The 15,939-nt window shown below is 68.9% G+C and carries 17 protein-coding genes; 8 read left to right on the top strand and 9 right to left on the bottom strand.

The window, feature by feature from the left end; all coding sequences use genetic code 11:
* Positions 1 to 13 precede the first annotated feature (13 nt).
* A complete protein-coding gene (locus DYE07_RS08680; RefSeq protein ID WP_062256925.1) occupies positions 14 to 1,264 on the bottom strand; it encodes an HpcH/HpaI aldolase/citrate lyase family protein in 1,251 nt (416 codons plus the stop codon).
* A gap of 98 nt (positions 1,265 to 1,362) precedes the next feature.
* Here DYE07_RS08680 and DYE07_RS08675 point away from each other — a divergent pair, with 98 nt between their 5' ends.
* Positions 1,363 to 2,907 carry a TerD family protein gene (locus tag DYE07_RS08675; protein WP_115296773.1) on the top strand — a complete coding sequence of 515 codons (1,545 nt, stop codon included), beginning with the start codon at positions 1,363 to 1,365 and terminating at the stop codon, positions 2,905 to 2,907.
* Positions 2,908 to 2,969: 62 nt separating this feature from the next.
* On the opposite strand, the gene DYE07_RS08670 is transcribed toward DYE07_RS08675, so the two are convergent.
* Both DYE07_RS08670 and DYE07_RS08665 read right to left on the bottom strand, forming a co-directional pair.
* Complete coding sequence (locus DYE07_RS08670; protein WP_038566204.1) at positions 2,970 to 3,548, bottom strand: TerD family protein; 579 nt, start codon at positions 3,546 to 3,548, stop codon at positions 2,970 to 2,972.
* A 66-nt stretch (positions 3,549 to 3,614) separates the two neighbouring features.
* Complete coding sequence (locus tag DYE07_RS08665) at positions 3,615 to 4,199, bottom strand: TerD family protein (RefSeq protein WP_115296772.1); 585 nt, start codon at positions 4,197 to 4,199, stop codon at positions 3,615 to 3,617.
* A gap of 245 nt (positions 4,200 to 4,444) precedes the next feature.
* On the opposite strand from DYE07_RS08665, the gene DYE07_RS08660 reads away from it, so the two are divergent.
* Genes DYE07_RS08660 through DYE07_RS14510 form a run of 3 tightly spaced genes read left to right on the top strand, consistent with a single transcriptional unit; the run spans position 4,445 to position 6,220 of the window.
* Entirely contained in the window at positions 4,445 to 4,828 is a 384-nt protein-coding gene (locus tag DYE07_RS08660; RefSeq protein ID WP_006944659.1) for a hypothetical protein, read from the top strand.
* A complete protein-coding gene (locus DYE07_RS08655) occupies positions 4,821 to 5,366 on the top strand; it encodes a TerD family protein (RefSeq protein WP_074039995.1) in 546 nt (181 codons plus the stop codon). The genes DYE07_RS08660 and DYE07_RS08655 overlap by 8 nt, the downstream gene beginning before the upstream one ends.
* Positions 5,363 to 6,220: a hypothetical protein gene (locus DYE07_RS14510; protein WP_147286909.1), complete on the top strand. Its 858-nt coding sequence runs from the start codon at positions 5,363 to 5,365 to the stop codon at positions 6,218 to 6,220. The genes DYE07_RS08655 and DYE07_RS14510 overlap by 4 nt, the downstream gene beginning before the upstream one ends.
* A 50-nt stretch (positions 6,221 to 6,270) precedes the next feature.
* Here the strand turns inward: DYE07_RS14510 and DYE07_RS08645 are convergent, their stop codons facing one another.
* A complete protein-coding gene (locus DYE07_RS08645) occupies positions 6,271 to 7,410 on the bottom strand; it encodes a DUF475 domain-containing protein (RefSeq protein ID WP_006944707.1) in 1,140 nt (379 codons plus the stop codon).
* A 245-nt stretch (positions 7,411 to 7,655) separates the two neighbouring features.
* Between DYE07_RS08645 and DYE07_RS08635 the strand changes: the two genes are divergently transcribed.
* From DYE07_RS08635 to DYE07_RS08620, 4 genes are all read left to right on the top strand, one after another.
* Positions 7,656 to 8,852, top strand: coding sequence for a toxic anion resistance protein (locus tag DYE07_RS08635; RefSeq protein ID WP_006944600.1), 1,197 nt, complete (start codon positions 7,656 to 7,658; stop codon positions 8,850 to 8,852).
* A gap of 36 nt (positions 8,853 to 8,888) precedes the next feature.
* A complete protein-coding gene (locus DYE07_RS08630) occupies positions 8,889 to 9,329 on the top strand; it encodes a hypothetical protein (protein WP_006944815.1) in 441 nt (146 codons plus the stop codon).
* Positions 9,322 to 9,864 carry a TerD family protein gene (locus DYE07_RS08625; RefSeq protein ID WP_074039998.1) on the top strand — a complete coding sequence of 181 codons (543 nt, stop codon included), beginning with the start codon at positions 9,322 to 9,324 and terminating at the stop codon, positions 9,862 to 9,864. The genes DYE07_RS08630 and DYE07_RS08625 overlap by 8 nt, the downstream gene beginning before the upstream one ends.
* 122 nt (positions 9,865 to 9,986) lie before the next feature.
* Positions 9,987 to 10,718, top strand: coding sequence for a hypothetical protein (locus tag DYE07_RS08620; RefSeq protein ID WP_115296771.1), 732 nt, complete (start codon positions 9,987 to 9,989; stop codon positions 10,716 to 10,718).
* 149 nt (positions 10,719 to 10,867) lie between these two features.
* On the opposite strand, the gene DYE07_RS08615 is transcribed toward DYE07_RS08620, so the two are convergent.
* From DYE07_RS08615 to DYE07_RS08595, 5 genes are all read right to left on the bottom strand, one after another.
* Positions 10,868 to 11,689: an ATP-binding cassette domain-containing protein gene (locus DYE07_RS08615; RefSeq protein WP_074040002.1), complete on the bottom strand. Its 822-nt coding sequence runs from the start codon at positions 11,687 to 11,689 to the stop codon at positions 10,868 to 10,870.
* Positions 11,690 to 11,931: 242 nt separating this feature from the next.
* Positions 11,932 to 13,011 (bottom strand): ABC transporter permease, encoded by a 1,080-nt coding sequence (locus DYE07_RS08610; RefSeq protein ID WP_006944611.1) that lies wholly within the window; start codon positions 13,009 to 13,011, stop codon positions 11,932 to 11,934.
* A gap of 115 nt (positions 13,012 to 13,126) precedes the next feature.
* The gene (locus DYE07_RS08605) at positions 13,127 to 13,345 is read right to left on the bottom strand and encodes a biotin/lipoyl-binding carrier protein (protein ID WP_006944789.1); all 219 of its coding nucleotides are present in this window, start codon (positions 13,343 to 13,345) and stop codon (positions 13,127 to 13,129) included.
* A gap of 26 nt (positions 13,346 to 13,371) precedes the next feature.
* Positions 13,372 to 14,736 (bottom strand): alpha/beta hydrolase, encoded by a 1,365-nt coding sequence (locus tag DYE07_RS08600; protein WP_143181509.1) that lies wholly within the window; start codon positions 14,734 to 14,736, stop codon positions 13,372 to 13,374.
* Between the two features lie 144 nt (positions 14,737 to 14,880).
* Positions 14,881 to 15,861, bottom strand: coding sequence for a sugar ABC transporter substrate-binding protein (locus DYE07_RS08595; protein WP_200874223.1), 981 nt, complete (start codon positions 15,859 to 15,861; stop codon positions 14,881 to 14,883).
* Positions 15,862 to 15,939 lie beyond the last annotated feature (78 nt).

Genomic DNA, 15,939 nt, shown 5'->3' with positions numbered 1-15,939 from the left:
GGGTGCTCCTTCGTCATGCCTGCTCACCGGCTGGGTTGCCCGCGCCACGACCCGCGAGGGCCTCGACGTGCGCGAGGAGGAAGTCGACCATGCCCAGACCGGGCCGCGCGACACCGAACAGTTCGGCGCGCGTCATCGTGCGCTCCCCCCACCCCCGATGCGGGCCGGCTTCGTTCATCTTGTTGCCGGCGCTGGAGGCCTGCACCCCACCACCGCTCGCATGCTTGGCGAGGATGTCGACGGCGTCGGCGTGCTCCTCGCTGGAGACGACGCTCAGCGCGTGCACGATGCCGACGTGCTGGGGGTGGATGATCGTCTTGCCCGTGAGCCCGTTCGCCCGATCCAGTGCGAGTTCGCGTACGAGGCCGTCGAGGTTCTCCTCGAGCAACTCCTCACGGATGTCGTCATGCTCGAGCGCACGGAACGGGGTCTCGCGCAGCTGCGGTTTGAACAGGCGGCGCGAGTTGGCGAAGTACTCCCAGACGGGCCCGGAGATCGGAAAGCCGGTGCCGTCGGTGCGGCCGAACACGTTGACGATGTCGTACACCACGTCCGCGACGGGCCCGATGTTGTAGATCGTCAGCTCGCGCGGGCGACGCAGCCCGAGCGCGGCGCCCAGGTCGGTACCACCGATGCGCACGCAGGCGACGACGTCGCGATGGGGTGCGAGCAGCGTCGAGACAGCCGACAGCAGGCCGCCGCGCGTCTCCCGATGAAGCAGGCCGGGCGTCTCGACGACGGGCATCGCGAGCAGGCGATACCCCGCGAGCGCGCTCGCCTCCGCGAGAGCGTCGAAGTAGGCCGGCGCGTTCGCGCCTGTGAACTTCGGCATGACGAAACCCGCCAACACCGCTGAACTCCAGGTTGATTCGCCGCCTGGCCCCTCGTTCACGAGGGTGGCGAGGTCGCGCAACTGCTGCGGCGTGCGCACCCGGACGAAGATCAGCGGCAGCGCCGCGGCGACGTCGTCAGGCGTCGGAAACCGCGCCGCGAGCGCCGCGAGGTGCGTGACGATGTTGGCCTGCGCTGCCGGCACCTCGCTCTCGGAGATCGAATCCTCGAGGCACCACACGGTGCTGACGAGACCACGCGCGTGATGCGTGACGACGTCATCGGCGAGCTGCGGGCGCGTACCGGGCATGTAGAGGCTCGCCCCGAGACCCGAACCGACGTGCTGCGCGTCATCACGCGCCGAGAAAGAACGAGGCGGGCTCGCGAAGATGGCCTCGCGGGTCGATTCGTCGAGATGGGAATAGTGCTGCACCGCATGCCCTCCCTGATGTCGGTGTGCCTGCGCCCAAGTCTGCCCCGTCGACGCCCGTCATCCGCCAACGGGACGCCACGGCATGTGAGGATCGAGACATGACCCAGCTCACCAAGGGCGCCAACGTCGCCGTCCCCAGCGATGCCGTCAACATCGTCGTCACCTGGACGGCGGCACCCCAGGCGCCGACCGTCGACCTGTCCACCCTGCTCGTCACCGCCACCGGCAAGGTCCGTGACGACTCGGACTTCGTGTTCTACAACGCCCCGCAGCACGCGTCGGGCGCCGTGCGTCTCGGCCCCTCCTCGCCCGGATCCGCGTCTGTCGAAGCCCATCTCACGGGCGTCGAGGACGTCGTCGAACGTATCGTCGTCGTCCTCAGCGCTGACGGCGGCCCGTTCTCGCAGGTGCCCGGCCTCACCGTGCGCGTCGACGATGCGACGAGCGGCCAGGTCGTCGCCCAGTTCGGCGACATGGGCGCGACGAGCGAGACCGCCCTCGTCGCCGGCGAACTGTACCGACGCGCCGGCGCCTGGAAGTTCCGCGCCGTCGGCCAGGGCTGGGATTCCGGCCTGGCCGGCCTCGCCACCGACTTCGGCATCAGCGTCGACGACGCCCCCGAACAGCCCTCGTCGTCAACGGCGCCGGCTGCCACCCCTGCGTCGGCTCCTGCCCCGGCACCGGCGGCACTCCGGCCTGCCGAGCCCTCGCCGGGCGAGCAGCCAGGCAGCGACACGAGCCAGCCGTACGCGGCGCCGGTGTCCCCGACGCCCGCGCCGCTACAGCCTCCACAGCAGCCGTCGGCACCGCAGCAGGCCCCCCTGCAGCCGCCCCACCAGCCCCAAGCTCCGCTTCAGGCCCCGCTTCCACAGCAGGCGCCGCTGCAGCCACCCCACCAGCCGCAGGCCCCGCAGTACGAACCCCTGCAGCCTCCACACCACCAGCAGGCTCCGCAGCAGGTGCCCTCGCCGCAGATGGCACCGCCTCCCCAGATGGCGCCTCCCCAGATGGCGCCGCCTCAGATGCCCCTGGCCCCGCCGGCCACTCAGGCCGCGCCGTCGGTCGTCAACCTCGACAAGGGCCATGTGAGCCTGCGCAAGGGTGATCGCGTCAGCCTGACGAAGACGGGCGCGCCGCCGATGAGTCGCGTGTTCATGGGTCTCGGGTGGGATCCGGCGAAGCGCGGACGCAACATCGACCTCGATGCGTCCGTCATCGCCTTCGACGCGAACGGGCGTGAGCTGGAGATCGTCTGGTTCATGCACAAGAAGGAGTTCGGCGGCGCGATCGTGCATCTCGGTGACAACCTCACCGGCAAGGGTGACGGTGACGACGAGGTCATCACGCTCGACCTGACGGCGATTCCGCCCACCGTCGTGCACCTGGCGTTCACGATCAACAGCTACTCGGGGCAGAAGTTCACGGACGTGCGCAACGCCTACGCCCGTCTCGTCGATGCGCAGTCGGGTGCCGAACTCGTGCGGTTCTCGCTCAGCGAGTCGGATCGCGCGACGGGTGTCGTCATCGCAGCGCTGAGCCGCACTCCGCAGGGCACGTGGGACATGCGCGCCATCGGCCAGTTCGCCAACGGCCGCACCGTCAAGAAGCTCGTCAAGCCGGCCGTGCAGATGCTCGGGCTGTGACGACACACGTGTGAGGGGTGAGGGCCCGAAAGCCCTCACCCCTCACACGTCGCAGGAACTGCTCAGCCGACGTTGACGCCGAAGTCGCGCGCGATGCCCGCGAGACCGTCGGCGTAGCCCTGACCGACGGCGCGGAACTTCCACTCGCCGTTGTTGCGGTAGACCTCGCCGAAGATCATCGCCGTCTCGGTCGAGGCATCTTCCGTCAGGTCATAGCGCGCGAGCTCGGCGCCGTCAGCACGGTTGACGACGCGGATGAACGCGTTCGCCACCTGCCCGAAGCTCTGCCCGCGCTGCGGCGCCTCGTAGATCGACACCGCGACGACGACGCGCTCGACGTTCTGCGAGAGCGTCGACAGGTCGACGTTGATCGACTCGTCGTCGCCCTCACCCTCACCGGTGAGGTTGTCACCGGTGTGCTCGACGGCGCCGTCAGGGCTGCGGAGGTTGTTGAAGAAGACGAAGTGCTGGTCGTCGATGACGCGGCCGTCAGCACCGAGCAGCAGCGCCGAGGCGTCGAGGTCGAAGTCGGCGCCGGTCGTGGTGCGCACGTCCCAGCCGAGGCCGACCGTGATGGCCTGCAGGGACGGGGCCATCTTCGTCAGGGAGACATTGCCACCCTTGGAGAGCGAAACACCCATGAGATTTCTCCTCGTTCGATGTGAGTCGTACGGATCGTGCGTCGAGATCGAGCCGGACGCGACGCGTCAGCCGACGTTGACGCCGAAGTCGCGCGCGATGCCCGCAAGGCCGTTCGAGTACCCCTGGCCGACGGCGCGGAACTTCCACTCGTCGTTGTTGCGGTAGACCTCGCCGAAGATCATCGCCGTCTCGGTCGAGGCGTCCTCCGTCAGGTCGTAGCGCGCGAGCTCCGAGCCGCCGGCCGCGTTCATCACACGCATGAACGCGTTGCGCACCTGCCCGAAGGTCTGCTGGCGCGTCTCCGCATCGTAGATCGACACCGCGACGACGACCCGGTCGGCCTGCGGCGGCAGGCCCGACAGGCCGATCTTGATCTGCTCGTCGTCGCCCTCGCCCTCGCCGGTCAGGTTGTCACCGGTGTGCTGGACGGTGCCGTCCGGGCTCGCGAGGTTGCCGTAGAAGACGAAGAACCTGTCGTCGATGACCTTGCCCGACGCGTCGACGACGATCGCCGAACCATCGAGGTCGAATTCCGTGCCCGTCGTCGTCCGCGCGTCCCATCCGAGACCCACGACGACGTCGGTGAGACCGGCGGGCCCGGCCTCCTTGGTGAGTGAGACGTTTCCGCCCTTGGCGAGGCTGACAGCCATGACTGCTCCTTGATCACCTGATGCTCCGGTGGCCGCGACCAGCGTGACGCAGGTCTCGGCCCTTGCTCGTGACACTACCAACGCACGAGACGCTGCGAAGGTTGCAGCAGTACGCTCTGTGCGAACACTCGAACGCACCGACGAAGCCAGGGGAGGCCGTGACGATGGGCTTTTTCGATCGGCTCGGCGAGCGCGCAGCGTCTTCAGCAGCCCCAGCGGCCCCATCCGCCCCCGAGCCCGGCTCGGTGGAGGCGATCGCCGCCGGCAACGTCACGCTGCTGCAGTTCCTGCGCCGCGAATCCGGCCGGATCCCCAACCGCGCCTACATCCTCGCGCGCACCATCGCCCAGCACCTCGACGACGTCGTCGCGGACCCGTCGGCTCACCTGCTCGACGTCGGCTCCCGCATCACCCTCGAACGCATGGCGACGACCCACCTGCCCGACACGATCAACGCCTACCTCGCAGCCCGCACCATGCCCGACGCCGACGAACTCCTCGTCGAACAGCTCGCGACGCTCGAGGTCGCCGCGTCCAAGGCCGCCGCGCGCTCCATCGAAGCGGCGCGCGACGCGTTCCTCATCCAGGGCAGCTTCCTCGAGGACAAGTACGGTTCGTTCCATGTCTGATCTCGTCCCCGGCGCCAACGTCTCACTACGCGAGGTCCCCGGCCTGCGACTGCTGCGCATCAGCCTCGAATGGGACGCCGGACGCGAGAACGTCCTCGACGAACGTCTCGGCGTCGCCGCGCTCCCCCTCGTCGACGAGAAACTGCCCGGACGCAGCCACGTCGTGTTCGGCAACCAACCCACCTCACCCGAGCAGTCGACCCGCCTCGGCGCCTCGAACGGCGTCGTCGAGATCGACCTCGACGCCGTCCCCGCCGAGGTCGGGCGCGTCGCCGTCATCGTCTTCATCCACCCGCGCCCCGGCGCCGCGCGCCGCTCCCTGTCGCAGCTGCGCTCGCTGCGCGCCGTCGTCACCGACGCGGAGAAGGGCACGCCCATCACCCGCTCCGTCGACCTCGCCAAGAGCGCCGGCAACGTCACCGCGCTCATCGCCGTCGAGGTGTACCGCCGCGGCAGTGAGTGGAAGGTCAAGGTCAACGGCCAGGGCTTCGACGGAGGACTCGACGCGGGCCTCGCGCAGTTCGGCCTGCCGGCATGAGTGACGGCTTCCTGCGTCCGCCCTCGGCGGGCGGCCCGGGCACGCCGGACGGCTCGAGGCTCGCGCCGCCCGGGACCTCCGCGCCACCATCGACCCCGGGCCCGGCGTCCGCGGCGGGGCAGGCGCAGCCCGCCGCCTCGCCGAGCGCGTCCTCGCCGACGACGAGTGGCCCGCGTCCTTGGCTGTGGGTCCACACCGCGCGACCCAACCCTCTCGAGGCGCCGTCCGCGACGCCGGTGAGCACGGCGTCAACACCGGCCACGACGGGCGCCCCTGCCGTCAGCCCGCCGGCGGCGGGCCACCGTTCCACATCGGCCGGCACCCCGCCCGGGCCTGCCGGCGCCTCCCGCACGCCGGCGTCGTTCCCGCCCGCGCGCGTGTGCCACGACGCACCTCGCGGCCTCGAGATGACAGGCGGGACGACGACGCAGCTCGACGGCGCGATCACCCTCGACCGTCTCGCCTCGGGTTACGGCGCCCTGACGATCTCGTGGTCGCTCACCGGTGAGGGCCGCGACCTTCTTGCGCTCGTCGACGGCTCCACCGTCGACCCGCGCGGCGACGAGTTCGTCATCGATCTGCTCCCCGGCCTCGACCGCATCCTCATCTGCACGGGCACCGCGCGCGGCGTCGAGCTGCCCGCGTCGAGCATCATCGTGGCGAACGGTTCGACGCGCGTCGAGTGCCGCCTGCCCGCAGGCACGAGTTACGGCGTCTGGCCCCGCCTCAGCCTCGTCGGGGTCGACGAGTTCGTCGTCCTGCTCGACGAGCACGACCCCAGCTCCGGCGACCTCGGGCCCGTGGCCGCTGCGTACGGCCACGATGCGGCGACGTTCGTGCGCGCGGGACGCTGACGGCCACCCGTCCCCATCAGGACGAGTGGCCGCGCGCTGTTCGTGAGGGCTCAGCCGCCCAGGTGCTCGACCTGACCGCCGGCCGCCTCGATGCGCTTGTTGCGCACCAGAGAGCTGAGGTAGGCAGCGCCGATGAAGCCGACACCGATGAGCCCGGTGACGACCTCCGGCACCTCGTGCTTGATGCTGATGAGCAGGATCGCGGCCAGCGCTCCGATGGCCCACATCGCGCCGTGCTCGAGGTAGGCGTAATCGTCGAGCGTGCCCTGACGCACGAGGTACACCGTCAGCGACCGGATCCACATCGCCCCGACGCCGAGGCCGAGCGCGATGATGAAGATGTCCTGGCTGATGGCGAACGCGCCGATGACACCGTCGAACGAGAACGACGCGTCGAGCACCTCGAGGTACATGAACAGGAAGAACGCCGCCTTGCCCGCCGTGGTGCCGACACCCTTCGACGCGGGTGCCTGCGCCGCAGTGTCGCCGGCCTTCGTGGCGACGCTGCGCTCAGCGTCGTCATCGCCTGCCGCAGCGTCGTCGTCATCCTCGCCCTGGCTCTCGAACAGGTCACCGAGACCGCCGACGAGCAGGTACGTCATGAGGCCGAGGATGCCGGAGAACAGGACGGTGCCGGGCTCCTTCGCGAGCGTCTGCGACACGACGGCGAGCACGAGCAGCGCGACGACGACGGAGAGCTGATCGAGCTTGCCGATCTTGGCGAGGGGACGCTCGATGGGGCGCAGCCACTGCAGGTCGCGCTTCTCGAAGACGAAGTCGAGGAACAGCATCAGCAGGAACATGCCGCCGAACGCGGCGATGCTCGGGTGCGCATCGTGGAGCATGTGCGCGTATGTGCCGGGGGTCTCCTGGTCGCCGCCCTTGATGGCCAGGTCGATGGCCTCCATCGGCCCGACGTGACCCGTCAGGCACACGATGAGCAGGGGGAAGACCAGGCGCATGCCGAAGACGGCGATGAGGATGCCGACCGTCAGGAAGATTTTCTGCCAGAAGGCGTTCATCCGTTTGAGGATGGTCGCGTTGACGACGGCATTGTCGAAGCTCAGGGAGACCTCGAGCACGATGAGGATGGCGACGATGGCGAGGCCGGAGGGCCCACCGATCAGGAAGCCGCCGACCAGGCCGGCGATCGTGATGGCGGCGGACCATCCGAACGTCTTGAGGAGCATGAGGATCCGTTTCCGAAGGGGACGCGCCCGGCGACATCGGCACGGGCTGCGGGGTCATCGCTCAGCCTAGCCGCGCAGCGACGGGGAACGTCCGCGGCACGACGGAGCACCACCGTGTTTCACGTGAAACTTGGCGCCGCAGAGCCGGACGGGGAACGTTACCCGGGCCTCAGCGCGTTGTCACCGGCGTGGACTAGGCTCGACGCAACCGAGATGTCTTGGCCGCGTGACCAAGGAGGAGCACGATGACGAACCCTGAACCCCAGCCCATGCTCGCCCCGCCGAAACCGGTCGACGTGGTCGAGCCCGAGAAGGCTGCGGCGATGGTGCCGATCGACGAGCAGCACAAGCAGCTCGCCGTCACGGAGGCGACGCAGACCGTCGCGAGGTTCGAGGAGATCGACCCCAACGACCCGGCGTTCCGCGCGCGGCTCAAGGAGATCACCAACATGGGCCGCGAGGAGTCCATGAAGGCTGCGCAGGTGAGCAACTCGATCCTGCAGCGCCCCTCCCTCGCCGGCAAGGACAGCGCCCAGAACAAGGTCGGCAACACCCTCGCCGAGCTGCGTCAGACGGTCACCGACCTCGACCCGCACCGCGCCGACCTCAAGGGTGCGAAGAAGCTGCTCAAGTGGATGCCGGGCGGCGACAAGGTCGACCGCTACTTCATGAAGTACCAGTCGAGCCAGACCCACCTCAACGCCATCATCGCCGCGCTCGAATCGGGCCAGGACGACCTGCGCAAGGACAACGCCGGCATCCAGCTCGAGCAGACGCGCCTGTGGGAGTCGCTCATCCGCCTGCGCGACCTCGACGAGAAGATGACGCAGCTCGACGCCGCCATCGAGCAGCGCGTCGCCGAGCTCGGCGCCCGCGGTGAGACGGAGAAGGCCGACGCGATGAAGTCGCAGGTGCTCTTCACCGTCCGCCAGCGCCGTCAGGACCTCGCGACGGAGATCGCCGTCGCCACGCAGGGCTACATGTCGCTCGGGCTCGTCCTGCAGAACAACGACCAGCTCATCACGGCCGTCGACCGTGCCAAGTCGACGACAGTCGCCGCGCTCTACACGGCCGTCATCGTCTCCGAGGCGCTGGCGCGTCAGAAGCTCGTGCTCGACCAGATCAACGCCCTGCGCTCGACCACGTCGAACATGATCGAGTCGACGTCGCAGCAGCTGCGTCAGCAGGGCGCCGAGATCAACGCGAAGTCGACCGAGTCGCTCGTCGAGGTGCAGAAGCTCGAGAACGCGTTCACCAACGTCTTCGCGACGATGGACGCGATCGACTCCTACCGCAGCGCCGCGACGGACTCGATGGCCGCGACCATCACGTCCCTGCAGACGCAGATCAAGCGTGCAGAGCCGTACATGGAGCGCGCCCGCAAGCAGCAGCTCGAGAGCAACGAGAACATGCGCGGCCAGCTGCCCGGCGGGCCCGCCTGAGCCTCGTGACGCACCGCTTCGCAGGAAGGATCTGACGTGGGGTGGTTCTCGCGCGACGACGCGCGCCAGCAGCAGCCCAGCGGGCCGACTCCGGGCACCGTCGAAGCCGTCGAGGCGGCGCTGCACCCGTACGTGCGGTGGCTGCGTTCCCTCGGCGCGCAGGTGCCCGGGCGAGCGATGGTGCTGTGCCGTCTCATCGGAGACCACCTCGAGGACGTCGTCGCCGACCCGTCGGCGCGCCTGCTCGACGTGCAGACCCTCGTGACGCTGGAGCGCACCGCGAGCGCCCACGTGCCCGACACGATCAACGCCTACCTCGCGGCGCGCGGCGTCGCCGGGGCGCAGGACATGCTGATCCAGCAGCTCACGACGATCGAGCACGTCGCCTCGTCCGCGGCGCGCCGTTCGATCGACAACGCCCGCGACGCCCTGGAGATCCAGGGCGCGTTCTTGGAGGAGAAGTTCGGCCATGGCTGACGAATCCCGCGCGCCCGGCACCGGCGCCTCACTCGACGGCGTCCGCATCGTCTCGCTCGACGTGCGCTGGAACACCGGCGCGCAGACCGCGCTGGGCGACCGCCTCGGCATCGCCGCGATGCCGCTCGTGCGCGACCGCGTCGAGAGCCGCGAGCACGTCGTGCACTCCAACCAGCCGGCCACCCCCGACGAGACGACGCGCCTCGGTATCTCCGACGGCGTCGTCGAGGTCGACCTCGCGGCAGCCCCCGCGGACGTCGAGCGCATCGTCGTCCTCGCGTTCGTTCAGCCGCGCGCCAACGCCCCGAAGCGCACCCTCGACGAGGTGAGCAGCCTCGACGTCAGCGTGCGTGACGACGCCACGGGTCGCGAGATCACGCGCTCGGGCAACCTCGCGTCAGCGGCGGGGCCTGTGTCGGCGCTCGTCGTCGCGGAGGTCGTGCGAGGGGATGCCGGGTGGCGTGTCGAGTTCACCGGCCGCGGCTACGACGCCGGCCTCGACGCCGCGATGCAGCAGGCCGGGAGCCGGCTGTGACGCTGCAGCCACCGCCCGGTTACGGATCCGGGCAGGGGGATTCGTCGCCCACTCCATCGTCGGGGGGCGCTTTCTCACTTCCCGGAGGCACCGATGGCTACGCGCAGGATCAGCCAGGCCGGGTGCAGCCCCCGACGCCGGCGCCGCTGCCTGCGGACGCACCGGAGGATGCGCCGTCCGAGCGCGGTGTGCCGGATTCGCAGCTCGGCAACCCCGATGGTGCCTGGCTGCGCGTTCTCGCGCGGCAGACGAGTCCGTCGGTGACGGACATGGCCCCGTCCGCGGGCGAGCAGGGCGTCGCGGTGGGGCAAGGCGACGAAGCGCCCGCTCCGAGCGGGCGGGTCGAGGTCGTGCCGGCACGTCGACGCCCGTCTCCGCCGCCGCTGGGCGTCAGCGTCGTCGGGGGGCGCACGGTAAAGCTGCACCGCGTCGCCGCGCTCGACCGGCTTGCCTCGGGCGTCGGCTACCTGACGGTCGAATGGCTCGTGCGTCGGCGTGGTCTCGACCTGCTCGCGCTGCAGGACGGCTCGAGCGTCACCCCACGCGGCAACACGCTGACGGTCGACATGACGCAGCCGATGAACCGCGTGCTCATCGCCACGGGGACCCAGGGCACCATGCCGCTGCCGCCGTCGGAGATGCGGGTGAGCAACGGTTCGACGCAGGTCATCGTCCCGATCGATGGGGGCACGAGCCTCGGCGTCTGGCCGCGCCTGACACTGACGCGCGTCGACGAGTTCGTCGTCATCCGCCACGAGCACGACCCGCTGTCCGGTGTGCTCGGGGCCGTCGCGTCGGCGTACGGCTACGACGAGCGCTCGTTCGCCATCACGCACACGCACCTGTTGGGCTGACGTCCGCCGCGCTCGCCTAGAGGCCGCGTCGCCGGCCCACGCGCACCTTCCACGGCTGAGGGCCGAAACCCTGCAATGCAGAGTTTCAGCCCTCAACTCGTCTCGTGAGAGCTGCGATCCCGCAGCGCGCGGTCTCGGCTCCGAAGGAATCAGTCGACGTCGATCGGTGACGCGGCCACCTTCGGCGCGTCGTCGTGGCGCAGTTCGTGCTCGAGCGCCTCGAGTTCGCTCACGCCGGCCATCTGCGCCGTCAGCTCGTCGAGGCCGATCTCGCGCTTCGACGCATCGAGCGTCACGCGGCCGAGCTTCAGGACGACGAAGTGGTCGCCGACCAGGTAGGCGTGGTGCGGGTTGTGCGTGATGAGCACGACGCCGAGGCCGGCGTCACGCGCCGCCATGATGTATTTCAGAACGACGCCGGATTGCTTGACGCCGAGCGCGGCCGTCGGCTCGTCGAGGATGATGACCTTGGCGCCGAAGTAGATGGCTCGGGCGATGGCGAGACACTGCTTCTGCCCGCCCGAGAGGCCACCAACGGGACGGTCGAGGTCGGGCACCGCGATGCCCATCTTCGTCAGTTCCTCGTCGCAGACGGCCTTCATGCGCTTGATGTCGAGCGCTCCGAACGGGCCCTTCGTCAACTCGTTGCCGAGGAAGAAGTTGCGCCACACCGACTGCAGCGGCGCGAGCGCGAGATCCTGGTAAACCGTCGCGATACCGGACGAGAGCGACTGGCGCGGTGACGAGAAGTGGCGCACCTCGCCGTCGACGACCATCTCGCCGCTCGTGTAGTCGTGCAGGCCCGACATGATCTTGATGAGCGTCGACTTGCCGGCACCGTTGTCACCGAGCACGCACGTCACCTCGCCGGGTCGGACGGTGAGGTCGACGCCACGCAGGGCGTCGACGTTGCCGTAGGCCTTGCCGACGTCGACGAGCTGGACGATGGCGGTGTCATCGTGGGAGTTCACGCCGGTGGCGCCCCTCGTCTCGCCCGCGCTGTCCGTGCCCGAGGAGGCCGTTTCACGTGAAACATCAACCGCGGGGGACGCGGTGCGTTCAGCCGACGCTGTTCGGGTCTCTTCGGCCGCCTCGCGTCGGGGGGCAGCGTCATCCGGCATCACCGACTGCGTCGCGCCAGCAGTGTCACCCGTGCCCGGCCTTCCCGTTGCGCCCGGGCGGCGGCGGCCGTCGTCACCGGTCTTGATGCGGATCATCGGGCGTCCGCCTTTCGCTTGACGTAGGTGTTGAGGAGCACGGCGGCGAGCAGCATGACGCCGAGGAACGTCTTGAACCAGTCGGGGTTCCAGCCGGCGTAGTTGATGCCGAGCTGCGTCATGCCGAACATGAGCGCACCGAAGCTCGCACCGACCGCGGAGCCGTAGCCGCCCGTCAGCAGACAGCCACCGACGACAGCCGCGATGATGTAGATGAACTCGTTGCCGATGCCCTCACCGGACTGCACCTGGTTGAACGCGAACAGCAGGTGCATGCCCGACAGCCAGGCGCAGAACCCGACGAACATGTAGAGCCCGACGCGCACCTTCCACACGGGCACACCGACGGCGCGGGCCGCTTTCTCGTCGTCGCCGATGGCGAAGATCCAGTTGCCGACCTTGGTGCGCAGCAGCACGAAGGCGGCGATGATCGTCAGGACGATCCAGAACAGCACCGGGATCTTGAGGTTGACCGGCCCGATCTTCATCGAGGCCGCGAAGAATGCGTGCGCGGAGTCGAAACCGGCCATGTCGGAGATGTCGTTGCTCGCGACGCCACCCGTGACGGAGCGCGTCACGCCGAGGTTGACGCCCTGCAGGACGAAGAACGTCGCGAGCGTGATGAGGAAGCTCGGCAAACCGCTGCGGTTGAGCATGAACCCGTTGAGCGCACCGATGGCGAGCGCGATGAGCAGGCTCAACCCGACTGCGGCCCACACGTGGAAGTTGAAGTACCAGGCGAGCAGCGACGCCGACAGCCCCGCCGTCGTCACCGCGACACCGGCCGACAGGTCGAACTCGCCCGCCACCATGAGCAGCGCGACGGGCACGGCCATGATGCCGATCGTCGCGGACTGATAGAGGATCGTGCCGGTGTTTGCCATGTGACGGAACGGCTCGGCGACGAGGAGGAAGAACACGGCGATCGCGAGAACCCCGAACAGGGCACCGATCTCGGGGCGTGACAGGTAGCGCGCGAGGACGTTGCGGTTGCGGACGCGGTCGTCCGCTGAGCTGGCGGGCGCGGGCGTCGCCGGTGACGAACTCGGCTCGCTCGACGTGGCAGGAGTCGACACGCGAGGCTCCCTTTCGAGTGTGCGGGCAGGCGAAGGGGTACCTTCACCGTCCTTCATGGTAGAGGACAGGTGTATCGAACCGATACATTTCCCGACCGCGCCGCGCGGCGCTCGCTCACTGAAGGACGACGAGGACGTCGCCCTCCTGCACGACGTCACCGGGCTGGACGCGGATCTCGACGACGGTGCCCGGCTCCTCGGGGACGACGGGGATCTCCATCTTCATCGACTCGAGCAGGACGAGTTCGTCACCGGCCTCGACGCGCTGGCCGACGCTCACCGCGATGGAGTGGACGTTCGCGACGAGGTCGGATGCGATGTGTTGTGTGCCCATGCCAGCATCGTGGCAGAGGCGCGCTGTTACCCGCGCGTTCGCGGCGTCAAGCCGACGAGGCCGTTCGTCGAACCCGTGACGGGATGGGTGAGCCCACGGTGACGGCCCGTCAGTGGACTTGCCGACGGTTGCATCTGCGACGAGGGCGCTGACGGCGAACTGGACGGCGACGGCGACGCCGACTGCTGTGACGTCGAACCCGCCGAGGCTGCGAACATGGGGAACGTCTTGCCCATCCACGTGAAGACGTCGGGGAACGTGCTCTGCCACACGCCGACGCGGTGGCCTGCGTGAGGCAGATCGACCTGGGTGACGTCGTACGCCGTCGCCGCCTTGATGAACGCCTCGCTGGAGGCGCCGGACAGCTTGTCCGCGCCCGAGACGAGCACCCACAGCGACTGCGGGTGCGGGTTCTTCTTGACCTGCGCAATGAGGTCGTAGCGCTCGGGAACCTTGCCCTTGAACGGGTTCCACGTGGCGAACTGCGGTGAGTAGTACCCACCGAGGCTCGCGCCTCCCGCGTACCGGTCGGGGTGCAGGATCGTCGCCATCGACGAGCACCAGCCTCCGGCCGAGACGCCGATCGTCGTCCACGCCTCACGGCTGGCCTGGGCGCGGAAGTTCTTCGTGATGTAGTCGGGCACCATCGACGTCAACCACGTCTCCATGTTGAGGCCGCCGCCGTCGACGCACTCGGTGTCGATGCCACCCGGCATCTCCTGCGGCACGATGATGATGGCGTCGCGCATCGCGCCGCGGCTCACCGCGTCACGCAGCGAGGCGTCGAGGTGGAACACGCGCTGGTAGTCGAGGGTGCCGCCCGGGATGCCGTGGAAGGCCTCGATGACGGGGTACGTCCGCTTCGTGTCGCTCGTGTACGACGGCGGCAACCACACCATGACACGGCCGATGTCGTTGCCCTGCATACGAATACCGGGCACGTTGATGTTGATCCACTGCCCCGTCGCGGACGGCTTGAGGTGAAGGCCGGCCTCGTAGCGAGCGCGCTGGGCGGCGTACTTCGAGTCGGCGGCGGCGTCGCTCTCCTGCGCCTGCTGCGCCGCCTCGCTCTTCTGCTCCTGCGTGCGGGCCTGGCCGTGCGTGTGCTGCTCGATCGTGGGCGGCGTCCCGGTGACGGCGGCCTGCACGTCCTGCCAGGACGAGTACCACCCGTACTTCGCGTTGAGCGTCACGACGGCGGCGAGCACGAGGACGAACGTGCTCGTCAGCATGCCACCGAGCCGCATCGCGATGTGCTTGAGCGACTTCGTGCCGAACGCATGGCCCCGCAGCGCCACGAACAGCGTGATGAGCAAGCCCAGAATCCAGATCATGACCGCGAACGTCATGCCGTCCGGCTCGATCATCTCCCCGCCCTTCCCGTAGGGCACCTCGCGGTTCGAGGCACCATCGACGGACTCTCCCCAGGCCCAACGCTCAGCGCATCACACTCAGGTGAGTGCCAGCTGTGCCACCGCCGAACCAGAGGTGCACGCGCGATGTGCTGGGAACGAAGAGCCGGGGCCGGGCAGGGCTCAGCGGCGGCCGGACTTGGCGTACTTCTCGACGTCGGCGACGTTCGACTTGTCGATGAACGCGGGCCCGGTGAGCACGGGTTCGCCACCGCCGACGATGTTGCCGTTGTTCTTGCGCAGCCACAGCGAGTCGACCGCGAGGTATCCCTGCAGGTACGGCTGCTGGTCGACCGCCCACTGGATCGTGCCCGCCTTGATCGCGCCGAGCACCTCGTTGCTCGTGTCGAACGTGTAGACCTTGGCGTCCGAGCTCGCGTCCTTGACCGACTTCGTCGCCGCCATCGCGTACGGGCCGCCGAGGCCGAGGACGGCATCGATCGTCTTGTCCTGCTGCAGCTTGCTCGTGATCGCACTCTGCACGCTCGGCATGTCCGTGCCGTTGACGTAGATGTTCTCCGTCGCGTCGAACTTGCTCTTGACGCCCGCACAGCGATCCATGTGGCCGACGTTGCCCTGCTCGTGGATGACGCACAGCACCTTCTTGGCGCCGCCGCTCTTGAGCTTGTCGCCTGCCGCCTCGCCGGCGATCTTCTCGTCCTGGCCGAAGTAGCTCTCGACGCCCATCTTCTTCCAGTCGTCCAGGCCGCCGTTGAGCGCGACGACGGGGATGCCCGCCTTCTTCGCCGCCTCCACGGAGCCCTTCATGGCATCCGGCTTCGCGAGCGTCAGGGCGATGCCGTCGACCTTCTTGTCGACGGCCTGCTGCACGAGGTTCGACTGCTTCGAACCGTCCGGGTCGGAGGTGTACTCGAGCTTGACGTTGTCCTTCGCCGCCGCATCCTCGGCGCCCTTGCGCACGATGTCCCAGAACGTGTCACCCGGGCCCGAGTGCGTGACGAGAGCGACCGTCATCGTCGGAGTGTTCGCGTGACCGGCGTTGTTCGACGCCTCCTCGACCGCCTTGCGCCCACCCGTGGAACTGCACGCGGCGAGCGAGGTGGCGAGCACGGCGACACTCGCCATCGTCAGGGACTTGCGCATGTGGATGATCCTTCTCCGGGGCGCCGACGGCGCGGACGTGACTATCAGCGTCCATTGTGCCCCACCTGATGTCTCGGT

The sequence above is a fragment of the Dermacoccus nishinomiyaensis genome (genome assembly GCF_900447535.1).
Classification (GTDB): domain Bacteria; phylum Actinomycetota; class Actinomycetes; order Actinomycetales; family Dermatophilaceae; genus Dermacoccus; species Dermacoccus nishinomiyaensis.
This window is presented reverse-complemented; position numbering and strand designations above follow the sequence as displayed.

Bases quoted from the DNA above. Each gene is read 5' to 3' on its own strand.
- DYE07_RS08675 (WP_115296773.1), top strand. From the start codon at position 1,363: ATGACCCAGCTCACCAAGGGCGCCAACGTCGCCGTCCCCAGCGATGCC.
- DYE07_RS08670 (WP_038566204.1), bottom strand. From the start codon at position 3,548: ATGGGTGTTTCGCTCTCCAAGGGTGGCAATGTCTCCCTGACGAAGATG.
- DYE07_RS08665 (WP_115296772.1), bottom strand. From the start codon at position 4,199: ATGGCTGTCAGCCTCGCCAAGGGCGGAAACGTCTCACTCACCAAGGAG.
- DYE07_RS08655 (WP_074039995.1), top strand. From the start codon at position 4,821: ATGTCTGATCTCGTCCCCGGCGCCAACGTCTCACTACGCGAGGTCCCC.
- DYE07_RS14510 (WP_147286909.1), top strand. From the start codon at position 5,363: ATGAGTGACGGCTTCCTGCGTCCGCCCTCGGCGGGCGGCCCGGGCACG.
- DYE07_RS08645 (WP_006944707.1), bottom strand. From the start codon at position 7,410: ATGCTCCTCAAGACGTTCGGATGGTCCGCCGCCATCACGATCGCCGGC.
- DYE07_RS08635 (WP_006944600.1), top strand. From the start codon at position 7,656: ATGACGAACCCTGAACCCCAGCCCATGCTCGCCCCGCCGAAACCGGTC.
- DYE07_RS08625 (WP_074039998.1), top strand. From the start codon at position 9,322: ATGGCTGACGAATCCCGCGCGCCCGGCACCGGCGCCTCACTCGACGGC.
- DYE07_RS08605 (WP_006944789.1), bottom strand. From the start codon at position 13,345: ATGGGCACACAACACATCGCATCCGACCTCGTCGCGAACGTCCACTCC.
- DYE07_RS08595 (WP_200874223.1), bottom strand. From the start codon at position 15,861: ATGCGCAAGTCCCTGACGATGGCGAGTGTCGCCGTGCTCGCCACCTCG.